This window comes from Mycobacterium sp. 1245499.0 (assembly GCF_001673615.1).
In the GTDB taxonomy this organism is placed as follows: Bacteria; Actinomycetota; Actinomycetes; order Mycobacteriales; family Mycobacteriaceae; genus Mycobacterium; species Mycobacterium europaeum_A.
This window is the reverse complement of record NZ_LZMG01000024.1, coordinates 17,899-30,469: the sequence shown is the minus strand read 5'-3', so window position 1 is coordinate 30,469 and position 12,571 is coordinate 17,899. Positions and strand designations below refer to the sequence as shown.

General features: G+C 69.9%; 13 protein-coding genes and 1 pseudogene. 7 read left to right on the top strand and 7 right to left on the bottom strand.

The window, feature by feature from the left end; all coding sequences use genetic code 11:
* Positions 1 to 241: pseudogene (locus A5646_RS00950) on the bottom strand (histidinol dehydrogenase); the annotation flags it as partial.
* Between the two features lie 96 nt (positions 242 to 337).
* Between A5646_RS00950 and A5646_RS00945 the strand changes: the two are divergent.
* The gene (locus tag A5646_RS00945) at positions 338 to 751 is read left to right on the top strand and encodes a nitroreductase family deazaflavin-dependent oxidoreductase (RefSeq protein WP_066877322.1); all 414 of its coding nucleotides are present in this window, start codon (positions 338 to 340) and stop codon (positions 749 to 751) included.
* 62 nt (positions 752 to 813) lie between these two features.
* Here the strand turns inward: A5646_RS00945 and nadC are convergent, their stop codons facing one another.
* Genes nadC through nadA form a run of 3 tightly spaced genes read right to left on the bottom strand, consistent with a single transcriptional unit; the run spans position 814 to position 4,297 of the window.
* A complete protein-coding gene (gene nadC, locus A5646_RS00940; RefSeq protein WP_066864123.1) occupies positions 814 to 1,674 on the bottom strand; it encodes a carboxylating nicotinate-nucleotide diphosphorylase in 861 nt (286 codons plus the stop codon).
* Positions 1,671 to 3,251 carry an L-aspartate oxidase gene (locus tag A5646_RS00935; protein WP_067019203.1) on the bottom strand — a complete coding sequence of 527 codons (1,581 nt, stop codon included), beginning with the start codon at positions 3,249 to 3,251 and terminating at the stop codon, positions 1,671 to 1,673. The genes nadC and A5646_RS00935 overlap by 4 nt, the downstream gene beginning before the upstream one ends.
* Complete coding sequence (gene nadA, locus A5646_RS00930) at positions 3,248 to 4,297, bottom strand: quinolinate synthase NadA (protein WP_067019199.1); 1,050 nt, start codon at positions 4,295 to 4,297, stop codon at positions 3,248 to 3,250. The genes A5646_RS00935 and nadA overlap by 4 nt, the downstream gene beginning before the upstream one ends.
* 46 nt (positions 4,298 to 4,343) lie before the next feature.
* On the opposite strand from nadA, the gene A5646_RS00925 reads away from it, so the two are divergent.
* Entirely contained in the window at positions 4,344 to 5,069 is a 726-nt protein-coding gene (locus A5646_RS00925; protein ID WP_066864132.1) for an NUDIX domain-containing protein, read from the top strand.
* A gap of 144 nt (positions 5,070 to 5,213) precedes the next feature.
* Positions 5,214 to 6,554: a lipase family protein gene (locus A5646_RS00920; protein WP_066877318.1), complete on the top strand. Its 1,341-nt coding sequence runs from the start codon at positions 5,214 to 5,216 to the stop codon at positions 6,552 to 6,554.
* Here A5646_RS00920 and A5646_RS00915 read toward each other — a convergent pair.
* The 3 genes from A5646_RS00915 to bioB are packed head-to-tail and all read right to left on the bottom strand — an operon-like array spanning position 6,549 to position 8,510.
* Positions 6,549 to 7,211 carry a DUF2567 domain-containing protein gene (locus A5646_RS00915; protein ID WP_067019195.1) on the bottom strand — a complete coding sequence of 221 codons (663 nt, stop codon included), beginning with the start codon at positions 7,209 to 7,211 and terminating at the stop codon, positions 6,549 to 6,551. The two genes, A5646_RS00920 and A5646_RS00915, sit on opposite strands and share 6 nt — an antisense overlap.
* Positions 7,208 to 7,444: a hypothetical protein gene (locus A5646_RS00910; protein WP_066864141.1), complete on the bottom strand. Its 237-nt coding sequence runs from the start codon at positions 7,442 to 7,444 to the stop codon at positions 7,208 to 7,210. The genes A5646_RS00915 and A5646_RS00910 overlap by 4 nt, the downstream gene beginning before the upstream one ends.
* Before the next feature lie 28 nt (positions 7,445 to 7,472).
* Complete coding sequence (gene bioB / locus A5646_RS00905; protein WP_067019193.1) at positions 7,473 to 8,510, bottom strand: biotin synthase BioB; 1,038 nt, start codon at positions 8,508 to 8,510, stop codon at positions 7,473 to 7,475.
* A gap of 135 nt (positions 8,511 to 8,645) precedes the next feature.
* Here bioB and A5646_RS00900 point away from each other — a divergent pair, with 135 nt between their 5' ends.
* The 4 genes from A5646_RS00900 (at position 8,646) to A5646_RS00885 (ending at position 12,511) form a co-directional block, all read left to right on the top strand.
* Positions 8,646 to 8,837, top strand: coding sequence for a hypothetical protein (locus A5646_RS00900; protein ID WP_067019190.1), 192 nt, complete (start codon positions 8,646 to 8,648; stop codon positions 8,835 to 8,837).
* A gap of 113 nt (positions 8,838 to 8,950) precedes the next feature.
* Positions 8,951 to 10,783, top strand: coding sequence for a hypothetical protein (locus A5646_RS00895; RefSeq protein ID WP_067019206.1), 1,833 nt, complete (start codon positions 8,951 to 8,953; stop codon positions 10,781 to 10,783).
* 4 nt (positions 10,784 to 10,787) lie between these two features.
* Positions 10,788 to 11,150 (top strand): hypothetical protein, encoded by a 363-nt coding sequence (locus A5646_RS00890; RefSeq protein WP_067019187.1) that lies wholly within the window; start codon positions 10,788 to 10,790, stop codon positions 11,148 to 11,150.
* Positions 11,147 to 12,511, top strand: a complete 1,365-nt coding sequence (locus A5646_RS00885) for a hypothetical protein (protein WP_067019184.1) — start codon at positions 11,147 to 11,149, stop codon at positions 12,509 to 12,511. The genes A5646_RS00890 and A5646_RS00885 overlap by 4 nt, the downstream gene beginning before the upstream one ends.
* Positions 12,512 to 12,571 lie beyond the last annotated feature (60 nt).

Below are 12,571 nucleotides of genomic sequence, written 5' to 3'. Positions count from 1 at the left end.
CAGCGCCGGGCACACGGACGGCCGGGGGCCGGATCCCGTCGAAGGTGGCGCCGAATTCCAGGGCGGCCTCGGCGCCGCGCTCGGCGACGGCGGCCACGATGGGCCGGACCTTGGGCAGCACCGCCTCGACGTCGGCACCGCCGCGGGGCAGCGCCGACCGCAATCGCGCAGCCGTCAGCTCCGCGCCCCGCAGGTCGATACGGGCCATCGGCGACGGTTGGGTCGGGCTCACGCTGTCCATTGTCCCAGAGGAACTCAAGTCGATATTCGACCGGTACAGTGCCGGTATCGAGGCCATACCCCGCGCTGAAACGTAGCGCCGACCCAGGGAGCCGCCATGTCCGCCAAGGATCACCCCAACAACGCCCCGGGTGTCCCGATGGTGTTTCCGCCCTGGTTCGAGCGGTTTCAGATCAAGTACTTCAACCCGGCGGTCAAGCCGATCGCCCGCTTTCTGCCCGGGACGGCGACGATCAAGCATCGCGGCCGCACCTCCGGCAAGCCGTACGAGACCATCGTCACGCCCTACCGCAAGGGCAACGTGCTGGCGATCGCGCTGGGTCACGGCAAAACGAACTGGGTGAAGAACGTGCTGGCCGCGGGCGAGGCCGACGTGGAGTTCAGCCGCCACCGGACCGTGCACCTGACCAACCCGCGGATCCTGCCCGCCGGCTCGGACGGCGCCGGTCTGCCGGCGATGGCGCGCCTGCAGCTGCGCCGGATCGGCGTTTTCGTCGCCGACATCGCCTGAGGCGCCCCGCGCGGCCGACGGTCCGGCGTCGGGCGCCCACTCGGCGCGCCCGGAAGCCCCACCTACATGTCGAGGCCGATGTCGAGCACCCGGACCGAATGGGTCAGGGCGCCGACGGCCAGATAGTCCACCCCCGTCGCGGCGTAGGCGGCCGCGTTGTCGAGGCTGAGCCCGCCCGAAGATTCCAGCAGCACGGCGGGTGCGCGCGCGTCGCGGCGCTGCACGGCCATCTGTGTCTGCCACACCGGGAAGTTGTCCAGCAGGATCAGCTCGGGCTTCTCGGGCAGCACCTCGTCCAACTGCTCGAGTGAATCCACTTCCACCTCGCAGGGTAGGTCCGGTGCCGCGTCGCGCACGGCCCGCAGCGCGTCGACCACCGATCCCGCGGCCACCACGTGGTTGTCCTTGATCAGGGCGGCGTCGCCGAGCCCGAGCCGGTGGTTGACGCCGCCGCCGACCCGGACCGCGTATTTCTGCAGCACGCGCAGGCCGGGCAGCGTCTTGCGGGTATCGCGCACCTGGGCCTTGGTGCCGTGCACGGCGGCCACCCAGTGTGCCGTCGTGGTGGCGATCCCGGACAGGTGGCAGATCAGGTTGAGCATGGTCCGCTCGGCGGTCAGCAGGCCGCGGGTCTCGGCTCGCAGCGTCAGCACCGACTCACCCGGCTGCAGGTGGGCGCCGTCCTCGACGCGATCGACGACCTCGTAGCCGCGGGCGCCGAGCACCTCGTCGAGCACCAGCAACGCGATGTCGATCCCGGCGATCACGCCCGGCTCGCGGGGCACCATCGACGCGGTCGCCACCGCCTCGGCGGGCACCGTCGCCAGGGTGGTGATGTCCGGCCCGTAGCGCAGATCCTCCACCAGGCCGCGCTTGATGGTTTCGCGCGCGGCGGTCAGTTCGCAGTCGGACATCGCGGTCATACGACCGCCGCCAATGCCTCCACCAGCACCGCGCTCTGGTCGTCGGCCAGGCGCAACACGTTGCTGCGTCCCAGCTCCGAGGCGGTCCGCGGGTACTCGGCGCGATGGTGGCAACCGCGACTCTCGGTGCGGGCCAGGGCGGCGGTCGTGACCGCGCGGGCGGCGACGGCCAGCGCGACGTCCTCGAAGTCGCGGCGGCCGGTAACGGGGCGGACCTTCGCCTGCGCCAGCACGGTCGACAGCCGGGTGAGGCCGGCGGCGTCGCGCACCACCGACGCGTCCCGGCTCATCGCGTGCTGCAGGTCGGCGCGCGCCGGCGCGGTGTGGACGAGCGGCTCGGGGGCGACCGCGTGCACCCGCCCGGTCGCCGCGGCGTGCGCGGCCGCGGCCCTGCCGGCCCGCCCGCCGACGACCAGCCCTTCCAGCAGGCTGTTGGACGCCAGCCGGTTGGCGCCGTGCAGTCCGGTGCGTGCCACCTCGCCGGCGGCGAACAATCCGGGCAGTTCGGTTTGGCCGTACACGTCGGTGACGATGCCGCCGCAGCTGTAATGCGCCCCGGGGACAACGGGAATGGGTTGACGCACCGGATCGATGCCGGCGGCCAGGCAGGCGGCCGTCACCGTCGGGAACCGGTTGGCGAAGTCACCGATGTGGCGCGCGTCGAGGAAGACGCAGGCATCGCCGGTGGCCTTCAGCCGGGTGTCGATGGCCGCGGCGACGACGTCGCGGGGCGCCAGATCGCCCATCGGGTGGACGCCGGCGGTCACCGAATTGCCTTGGGAGTCAATCAGTCTCGCGCCCTCGCCGCGAATGGCCTCGGTGATCAGCGGGCGCCGTCCGCTCGCGGCGTCGGGGGTGAACAGCATCGTGGGGTGGAACTGGATGAATTCGAGATCGCTGACCGCGACACCGGCCCACAGGGCCAGCGCGATGCCGTCGCCGGTGGAGCCCTCGGGGTTGGTGGTCGCGCCGTACAGGTGCCCGAGGCCCCCGGAGGCCAAGATCACCGAGGGCGCGCTGATGATTCCGTAGCCGTCCGGGTTGCCCGCCAGGACGCCGTTCACCGCGGCGCCGTCGTGCAGCACGCGCAGCGCAACATGGCCGGTGCGGATGTCCAGCGTGCGGGCCGCGTGGTCCAGCGCGCGCTGCACCTCGGCACCGGTGGCGTCGCCGCCGGCGTGCACGATGCGGCGCCGGGAGTGTCCGCCTTCGCGGGTCAGCGCCCATTTGCCCGGCGCGGACTCGTCGAATCGTGCTCCGTCGCCGACCAATTCGGCGACCGCCGCATATCCGTCGGCGACGATCGAGTACACCGACTGCGGGTCGCACAGGCCGGCGCCGGCGACCACGGTGTCGGCGACGTGGGCCTCCACCGAGTCGTCGTTGTCGGGCAGCACCACCGCGATGCCACCCTGCGCGTAATGGGTGGCGGTCGCCCCCCGCGCCTGGTCAGCCTTGCTCAGCACGACGACGCTGCGCCCGGCACGGTGTGCGGCCAGCGCGGCGGCCAATCCCGCGACGCCGGTGCCGATCACGACGACGTCGGCGCTGTGCGTCCACTGGGGACGGACGATCATTCGCCACCGCCCGGCTGCCCGATTTCGATCATTCGCTGTACGCTGCGCCGGCCGGCGGCGGCGACGTCGGGGTCGACATCGACCTCGTCGGCCCCCTCGACCAGGCAGCGCAGCAGGGCCGCCGGGGTGATCATCTTCATGAATTTGCAGGAGGCGCGGTCGTTGACGGCGCGGAAGTCGACTTGCGGTGCCGCCCTGCGCAATTGGTAGAGCATGCCGACCTCGGTGGCGACCAGCACCTTGCGTGCGTCGGTCTGGTTGGCGGCCTCCAGCATGCCGCCGGTGGACAAGATCTTCACCCGGTCCGGCGGGAAGGCGCCCTCGCCCGCGAGGTACAAGGCCGAAGTGGCGCAACCACATTCGGGGTGCACGAAGAGCTCGGCGTCGGGATTGGCGCGGGCCTGGTCATTGAGTTCGTCGCCGTTGATCCCGGCGTGCACGTGGCATTCGCCCGCCCACACGTGCAGGTTCTCGCGGCCCGTCATGCGACGGACATGGGCGCCGAGGAACTGGTCCGGGCAGAACAGCACCTCGCGGTCGGGGTCGATCGACTCGACGACCTCGACCGCGTTGGACGAGGTGCAGCAGATGTCGGTGAGGGCCTTGACCGCCGCCGTGGTGTTGACGTAGGAGACGACGACCGCGCCGGGGTGGTCGTCCTTCCAGGCGCGCAGTTCGTCGGCGGTGATGGAATCGGCCAGCGAGCAGCCGGCGCGCTGGTCCGGGATGAGCACGGTCTTGTCCGGGCTCAGGATCTTGGCCGTCTCGGCCATGAAGTGCACCCCGCAGAACACGATGGTGTCCTCGGGCGCCTCGGCGGCGATCCGCGACAACGCCAGCGAGTCGCCCACGTGGTCGGCGACGTCCTGGATCTCGGGCAACTGATAGTTGTGCGCCAGCACGGTGGCGCCGCGCAGCTTCGCCAGGCGGCGAACCTCGGCGGCCCATTGCTCATCCCCGGCCACGCCGGCGTAGCCGGTGGGCGAGTTGGTGATGTCGGCGATCATGCTTTCGGCGAGCGTGTCCATGCGATTGATAACCGTCATGGCGGCTCCTTTCAGCCCAGGAGGTTTTCGACTTATAATCGAAAACATGGCCCATGGTAGCACCGCCCACGAAGTGCTCGCGGTCGTGTTCCAGGTTCGCGAAGCGAGCGAACAGGTTACGAAGGGACGCCCCCCGGCGAAACCGCAGCTGAACGTGCTGTTATGGCAGCGCGCCCGGGATCCACAACAGGGCAAGTGGTCGCTGCCGGGCGGTCGGCTGCGCAACGACGAGGACATGATCACCTCGGTGCGGCGCCAGCTCGCCGAGAAGGTCGACCTCAAAGAGCTGGCGCACCTGGAACAACTCGCGGTGTTCTCCGACCCGCAGCGGGTGCCCGGCGCCCGAGTGATCGCGTCCACCTTCTTGGGCCTGGTGCCCTCCCCCGCCAGCCCCGAACTACCGCCGGACACCCGCTGGCACCCGGTGAACTGCCTGCCGCCGATGGCCTTCGACCACGGCCAGATGGTGGACAACGCCCGCACCAGGCTGAACGCCAAACTGTCCTACACCAACATCGGATTCGCTTTGGCTCCAAGGGAATTCGCGCTTTCCACGCTGCGGGACATCTACGGCGCCGCGTTGGGCTATCAGGTCGACGCGACGAACCTGCAGCGGGTGCTGGCCCGGCGCGGCGTCATCACGGCGACCGGCACCATCGCGCAATCCGGCCGCAGCGGCGGACGCCCGGCCGCGCTGTACCGGTTCACCGACGCGGCGCTGCGGGTCACCGACGAGTTCGCCGCACTCAGGCCGCCCGGGTCGCCAGGCTAGGCTTGGGCGAAAGGCGGGCGACGCGGGGGTGAATCGCGTCTGACCTGGCTAGTGTGACGAGAAGTCGCTCACAGTGCGGCGATTGCGTTTTGGTTACCTGCCGTTCGTACGCAAGAATGCCGGGTGGCCACGAAGGGAGCCTCAATGGCTGAGCTCGGCAACCTGGCAGGCACGCAGGGTGCGGAATGGATCGCCCGCCCGCCACACGAGGAACTGCAGCACAAGATTCGTCCACTGCTGCCCTCGGACGACCCGTTCTACCAGCCGCCACTGGGCTTTCAGCACGCCGAACCCGGGACAGTGCTGCGCTCGCGCGACGTCGAGCTGGCGTTCCTGGGCTTGATCCCGCAGCCGATCAAGGCCGTCCAGCTGCTGTACCGCACGATGGACATGAACGGCGAGCCAGAGGCCACCGCCACGACGGTGATCGTCCCCGCCGAGCTGGCGCCGGGGCGTCCCTGCCCGGTGCTGTCCTACCAGTGCGCGATCGACGCCGTCTCGTCCCGCTGTTTCCCGTCCTACGCACTGCGGCGCCGGGCGAAGGCGCTGGGCGCGATCGGCCAGTTCGAGCTTTTCCTGATCGCCGCCGCCGTCGCCGAGGGATGGGCCGTCTCCGTGCCCGACCACGAGGGCCTGCGCGGCCTGTGGGGCGCACCGTATGAACCCGGCTACCGCGTCCTGGACGGCATCCGGGCCGCGCTGAGTTCGGAGCGCCTCGGTCTGTCCGCCGAGGCGCCCATCGGGCTGTGGGGGTACTCCGGCGGCGGACTGGCCAGCGCCTGGGCCGCCGAGATGTGCGCCGAGTACGCGCCCGAACTGGACATCGTCGGGGCGGTGCTGGGCTCCCCCGTCGGGGACCTGGGCAACACCTTCCGCCGACTCAACGGCAGCTTCCTGTCGGGGCTGCCCGCGCTCGTGGTGGCCGCGCTCGCGCACATCTACCCCGATCTGGACCGGGTGATCCGCGAGCACACCAACGAGGAGGGGCGCGCGCTGCTGGACTCGCTGGAGAAGATGACGACGGTGGAAGCCGTCGTGCGGATGGCCGGCAAGGACATGGGCGACTACCTCGACGAGCCGCTCGAGCAGATCCTGTCCACCCCGGAGATCACGCACGTCTTCGACCACATCAAGCTGGGCGCCGCCGTTCCGACGCCACCGGTGCTGATCGTGCAGGCCGTGCACGACTACCTGATCGACGTCCACGACATCGACGTGCTGGCCGACGCGTATTCGGCCGGCGGCGCGCGGGTCACCTACCACCGCGACGCCTTCAACGAGCACATGATGCTGCATCCGCTGTCGGCGCCGATGGCGCTGCGCTGGCTGACGGATCGCTTCGGAGGCCGCCCGCTGACCGATCACCTGGTCCGGACCACGTGGCCGACGATGTTCAACCCGATGACCTACGTCGGCATGGCCCGGCTGATGAAGATCGCGGCCAAGGTCATCACGGGCCGCAAGATCGGCCGCCGTCCGCTATGACACGGGCGCTTCGGCGCCTCCCCCTCGCGCCGGCACCCCACCGGCGGGCCCCGGCTGCGGCGGAAACGCACCCAGGTCGTCGCGCGCGTCGGCGGCCACCCGCACGGCGTAGACCAGGGCCGCGATTCCGGCCGGCCACAGCAGGCTGACCGCGATCTGCAGCGGACCGTCGGAGAAGAACACCGGCGGCGCCTGCGTGACGTAGGCGACCGACGGGGTTTTCGACAGCGGCACCGCATTGAAGTCCAGCGCTCCGTAGCTCAGCCGCACCAGGCCGGCCCCCACCGCCGAGGCCGCCGCGGCGGCGCCCACCATGCCGGCCGACAGCGCGATGACCATTCCCGGTCCGCGGTGCTCGCGCCACTGCCACACCCAGACCGAGCCCACCACGGCCAGCGCGGTCAGCAGCCCCAGCATCAGGGCGGGGGCGACGAAGAAGTGCTCGGACTCGTTGCCCAGATAGTCGTGGACCCGCTCGCCCGAGCGGGTGAGGGCCACCACGGCGCGAATCGGCGGGGCGATCAAGGCCCACAGCCCGCCGATCGCCAGACCGGTCGCCGCCGACGCAAGCGCCACCACCAGGAGCGCGCGCCTGCGGCTCGACGCGGTGGTGGGCGCGGAAAGTTCGGCGGTGTCCGCCTTGGTCTGCTCGGTCACCGTTGCGTCTCCAGATCGGCGGAATCGACCTCGCCGTGCCGCGAACAGCGGGCCCGCCAGCCGTCGGGGCGCACCTGCACCACCATCCGGCGCCCGCATGCCGCGCAGAAGCGGGGAGGCTCAAGGCCCAGCTGGGCCGCTGTCGGCACGGCGGTGCCCCCTAATTCCCCGGTGTAGACGTTGTAGACGCCGGCACTGACTGCCGCTCCCAGGGCGCCCAGATCGCCAACCACAATCTTCAACCTAGCCGCGGCCGCCGGCCTACAAGCTGGCGTTGAGCCCCTTGAGGGGCATCTGCAGGTCGTCGAGCAGTTCCAGGTCGGATTCGGCGGGGCGACCCAGCGTGGTCAGGTAGTTCCCGACGATGACGGCGTTGATGCCGCCCAGGATGCCCTGCTTGGCGCCCAGGTCGCCCAGGGTGATCTCGCGGCCACCGGCGAACCGCAGCATGGTGCGCGGCAGCGCCAGGCGGAAGGCGGCCACCGACTTCAGCGCCTCGCTCGCCGGCATCACCTCCAGGTCGCCGAACGGGGTGCCCGGCCGCGGGTTGAGGAAGTTCAGCGGCACCTCGTCGGGACCCAGTTCGGCCAGTTCGGCGGCGAATTCCGCGCGCTGCTCGAGGGTCTCGCCCATGCCGAGGATGCCGCCGCAGCAGACCTCCATGCCGGCGTCGCGGACCATCGACAGCGTCTGCCAACGCTCCTCCCAGCTGTGGGTGGTCACGACGTTGGTGAAGTACGAGCGGGCGGTCTCGAGGTTGTGGTTGTAGCGGTGCACGCCCATTTCGGCGAGCTGTTCGACCTGCTCGGCCGTCAGCATCCCCAGCGAGCAGGCGATGTTGATCTCGACCTCGTTGCGGATCGCTTCGATGCCGGCCGCGACCTGGGCCAGCAGCCGCTCGTCGGGGCCGCGCACCGCGGCCACGATGCAGAATTCGGTGGCGCCGGACTTGGCGGTCTGCTTGGCGGCCTCGACCAGGCTGGGGATGTCCAGCCGGGCGCTGCGGACCGGCGACGCGAACAGGCCCGACTGCGAGCAGAAGTGACAGTCCTCCGGGCAGCCGCCGGTCTTGAGGCTGATTATGCCCTCGACCTCGACCTCGGGGCCGCACCAGCGCATCCGCACCTCGTGGGCCAGCGCCAGCAGTTCGTCGAGGCGGTCGTCGGACAGCTGCAGCACCCGCAGCACCTGGTCCCGGCTCAGTCCCTGGCCGTCCTCGAGCACCTGCTGCCGGGCCACCGCCAAGATGTCCTCGTCGTTGCCCGTATCGGCCGTCGGTCGAGTTGCCGCTTGAGTCACCAGGTACTCCCCTGCCTCTTTCTGGTGTCCGCGCGTGGGGACACATCTGCCACGTGGTGGTGGCAGCGGTGAATGAAAAGGTGTTCAAAGTAGGGTAACGGCCGAAGGACCCGCCCAACCTATGGGTATACGACCATGGTGACTCCGCACGTCGAAATCCTGGCGCACCACTACTTGCTGCTGGCGGCGCCGGCGTTTCTGCCTGCGGTGATCGTCGTCGGGGTGATCCTGTACATCGCACTGCGTGACCGGCGTGAGGGCCGCAACACCACGGGGTCCGCGCCCGAGTCCTCCCATGCCGACACGCCGGACAAAACGCGTGATTGACGAGCCCGGGATCGGGGCATTAAACAATCAATCACGAACCTACTTGACAGTAATAAGCGGTTGACTTCAGTCGGATTCTCCGGGGCAGCCCGGCGCGGTTGGGAGGCACGACGATGCGGTCGAATGAACTGACGATTGTTGCTGAGGCACCGGCACGCGGCGCCGGGCTCAATCAGGTGATCGGGTTATCCATCGCCGCGGCGGTAATCACGCTGCTGTTGCTGTGGGTGGGCCACGCCCACCGCACCCATCGCATCGAATGGCTGACCCGGGTCGCCGACAAGGTGGGCGACAAATTCCACCGGCCCGGTTGGGTCGCGCTGCCGGTCCTGGTGTTCACCACGTCGATCATCTGCGCGCTGTTCGGGTTCATCTGGGACGTCAGCTGGCATATCGGCAACGGCCGCGACCCGGGCCCACTGGCCAACCCGGCGCACTACTTCATCATCATCGGATTGTTCGGCATCTTCCTGGGCGGCATGACGGCGGTCGTGCTGCCGTTCGACCAGCCCGGCCCGGCCGCGGTGCGGATCACGCGGAACTGGCACGCGCCGGTGGGCGGCGTGCTGATGGCCGGCTGCGGGCTGTACGCGATGATCGGGTTCCCGCTCGACGACATCTGGCACCGCATCTTCGGCCAGGATGTAACCCTCTGGGGCCCAACACATTTGATGATGATCGGCGGGGCCTGTTTTTCGCTGTTCGCGGTGCTGATGCTAGAGCGCGAGGGTGAGGCCGACGAAGGCGAGGACGTCTACCACGGCGCCTTCATCACCTTCCTGCGCTACCTGTCCTTCGGCGGCTTGTTCATCGGCTTGTCGGTCTATCAGATCGAGTTCGACTTCGGCGTCCCGCAATTCCGCCTGGTGTTCCAACCGATGCTGATCGCCGGCGCGGCCGCGCTGGCGGCGGTCGCCGCCCGCATCACCATGGGCCGGGGAGCGGCCGTCATCGCGGCCGTCTTCGCCATCGCGCTGCGCGGCGGCGTCGCCCTGCTGGTCGGGCCGATACTCGGCGCCCCGATCAACTGGTTCCCGCTCTACCTCGGCCCCGCGCTGGCCGTCGAGTTGATCGCGCTGACGCCGGTGTTCAAGCGCCCCGTCGTCTTCGGCGCCGTCGCCGGGCTGGGAGTGGGCACGATCGGGCTCTGGCTGGAATCGCTGTGGATCGCGGCGGTCTACCACTACCCCTGGCCGATCAGCATGTGGGGCGAGGCCCTGGCGATGGCCGTGCCGGTAGCGGTCCTGATGGGTATGTGTGGCGCCATGTTCGGCATGGTGCTCACCGGACAGCGCCTCCCCGGGCGCGCCATCGGGATCTCGGTGGTGGTGGCCACGGTCCTGGTGATCGGCGGCGCGGTGGCCAACGGCCTGCACATCCTGGTGCCGAGCAAGAACAACGCCACCATCACGTTGACCGACCTGCCCAGCGCCCCGGGGCAGCGCATGGTGTCGGCCGACGTCCAACTCCTGCCCGCCGACATGGTCAGCGACAATCCGGACTGGCTGACGATCCTGTCCTGGCAGGGCCGCATGAATAACGACCGCGGCCTGATCATCGACCGGCTCGCCAAGGTCGGGCCGGGGCACTACCGCTCCACCCAGCCGGTTCCGGTGTGGGGCGACTGGAAGACCCTGCTGCGGGTCCAGGACGGCCGCACGATGACGGCCGTGCCGATTTGGGAACCGGCGGACGCCGCCATCCCGGCCCCAGAGGTCCCCGCGCTGACGTCGAGCACGCGGCCGTTCGTCCTGGAAGTCACCATCCTGCAGCGTGAACGCGACCAAAGTGCGCCGGCCTGGTTGTTCACCGCTGGTGGGATCGTGGTGCTGTTCCTGACGCTCATGGTGATCGCCGGCTTGACCTGGGGCGCCGGCCGGCTCAACAACTCCCTGGCCGAGCCGGAACCGGTGGAAGACAAGCAGCCGATCCCGCGGGCGGCATGAACCCATGACGCTTCGCGGCACCCTCAGCACGGCATGGGCGGCGGCGCTGGTGTGCGGCCTGGTCGGCTGCGGTGGTTCGGCTGACAAGTCGCCGGCGGCGCCGCTGACCGTCGACGTGACCATCGCCCACGGTCAGGTCACCCCGACCAACGCCACGCTGCAGGCCAAGGTGCATCAGCAGATCACCCTGCGCGTGACCAGCGACGCCACCGACGAGCTGCACGTGCATTCGACGCCCGATCACAAGTTCGCGGTCCAGGCCGCCCCCAACCAGACGTTCGGATTCGCCGTCGACGTGCCGGGCAACGTGGCGGTGGAGCTGCATCATCTGGACCGCACCACCGCAACCATCCAAGTGCAGCCGTGAGCTCCGCCGCCGCGGCGGTGGTGCTCGCGCACGGGCTCGGTGGGTCGGGTGATCTCCCGGTGCCCTATGCCTACGCGATGGTCGGGGCGGCATGGGCCTTGACGTTCACTTTCGCCCTCGTGGCGTTCGCCTGGCGCCGGCCGCGGTTCGATCCGCTCAAGCCGGGTCGGCCCCTGCCGACGGCGCTGACGACCTTCGTCGACTCCCGGGTGGCGCGGGGGTTCGCGGCCGGGCTGGCCCTGGCGTTCGCGGCCTGGGTGGTGGCCGCCGGGGTATGGGGTCCCGAATCGGAGGCCAACGGGCTGCTCGGCGCGTTCTACGTGCTGCTGTGGGTCGGGCTGGTGGCGGTGTCGCTGATCATCGGGCCGGTGTGGCGGGTGATTTCGCCGATGCGCACGATTTATCTGCTGCTGCGGCGCGTCACCCCGGAACGGCTCGGCCGGCCGCGGCTGTCCTACCCGGAAGGCTGGGGCTATCGGCCCGCCGCGTTCGGCCTGTTCGCCTTCGTCTGGATGGAGCTGGCCAGCCCGAACTCGGCGTCGCTGCCCTGGGTCAGGACGTGGATCGCCTGCTATGCCGTGCTGATGTTGGTCGGCGCGTGGCTGTGCGGACAGCGCTGGCTGGCCCGCGCCGATCCCTTCGGCGTGTACAGCGTGGCCGTCTCCCGGCTCTCGCCGTTTCGCCGCAACGCGCAGACGCGGCAGATCGTCGTCGGAAACCCGCTCGACCATCTGCCGTCGCTGCCGGTGCGGCCCGGCGTGGTGGTCCTGCTGGCGGTGCTGCTGGGCTCGACGGCGTTCGACAGCTTCTCGTCGTCGCCGACGTGGCGCGGCTTCTCCGATCAGCTCACCCGCGAATTCGGCGCGCCCCCCACACTGGCGTCGTCGATGCTGCGTACCGTCGGGCTGATCGTCTTCATTTGCGTTGTGGCGGTGACCTTTTCGCTCGCCGCGCGCGCCACCGGCGGCGTCAGCGCGCAGCAGCGTCGTGAATTGCCCGGCCAGATGGCGCATTCGCTGATCCCGATCGTGGTGGGCTACATCTTCGCGCACTACCTGTCCTACCTGGTGGAGCGCGGACAGCAGGCGGTGTTCGCGCTGGCCGACCCGTTCGGCCACGGCTGGAACCTGCTCGGCCTGGCGCACCTGCATGTGGCGTACGTGTTGTCCATGCACCCGCCGGTACTCGCCGCGGTGAAGGTGACCTGCGTGGTCACCGGGCACATCGTCGCGGTGATCGCGGCCCACGACAAGGCGCTGCGGCTGCTGCCCGCCGGCCATCAGCTCACCGGGCAGCTGACGATGATGCTGGTCATGGTCGGCTACACCTTCACCGGTTTGTATCTGCTCTTCGGGGGGTAGGCGTCCGGGCGTGCGCTACCTCACGCCGTCGGAAGAAGCCGCGCCGCGGCGTCGGGGGCC

What these genes read in the sequence shown, in the direction of transcription:
- A5646_RS00945 (WP_066877322.1), top strand. Translation starts at nt 338, where the DNA reads ATGTCCGCCAAGGATCACCCCAACAACGCCCCGGGTGTCCCGATGGTG.
- A5646_RS00900 (WP_067019190.1), top strand. Translation starts at nt 8,646, where the DNA reads ATGGTGACTCCGCACGTCGAAATCCTGGCGCACCACTACTTGCTGCTG.
- A5646_RS00925 (WP_066864132.1), top strand. Translation starts at nt 4,344, where the DNA reads ATGGCCCATGGTAGCACCGCCCACGAAGTGCTCGCGGTCGTGTTCCAG.
- nadC (WP_066864123.1), bottom strand. Translation starts at nt 1,674, where the DNA reads ATGACCGCGATGTCCGACTGCGAACTGACCGCCGCGCGCGAAACCATC.
- A5646_RS00935 (WP_067019203.1), bottom strand. Translation starts at nt 3,251, where the DNA reads ATGATCGTCCGTCCCCAGTGGACGCACAGCGCCGACGTCGTCGTGATC.
- A5646_RS00895 (WP_067019206.1), top strand. Translation starts at nt 8,951, where the DNA reads ATGCGGTCGAATGAACTGACGATTGTTGCTGAGGCACCGGCACGCGGC.
- A5646_RS00890 (WP_067019187.1), top strand. Translation starts at nt 10,788, where the DNA reads ATGACGCTTCGCGGCACCCTCAGCACGGCATGGGCGGCGGCGCTGGTG.
- A5646_RS00920 (WP_066877318.1), top strand. Translation starts at nt 5,214, where the DNA reads ATGGCTGAGCTCGGCAACCTGGCAGGCACGCAGGGTGCGGAATGGATC.
- nadA (WP_067019199.1), bottom strand. Translation starts at nt 4,297, where the DNA reads ATGACGGTTATCAATCGCATGGACACGCTCGCCGAAAGCATGATCGCC.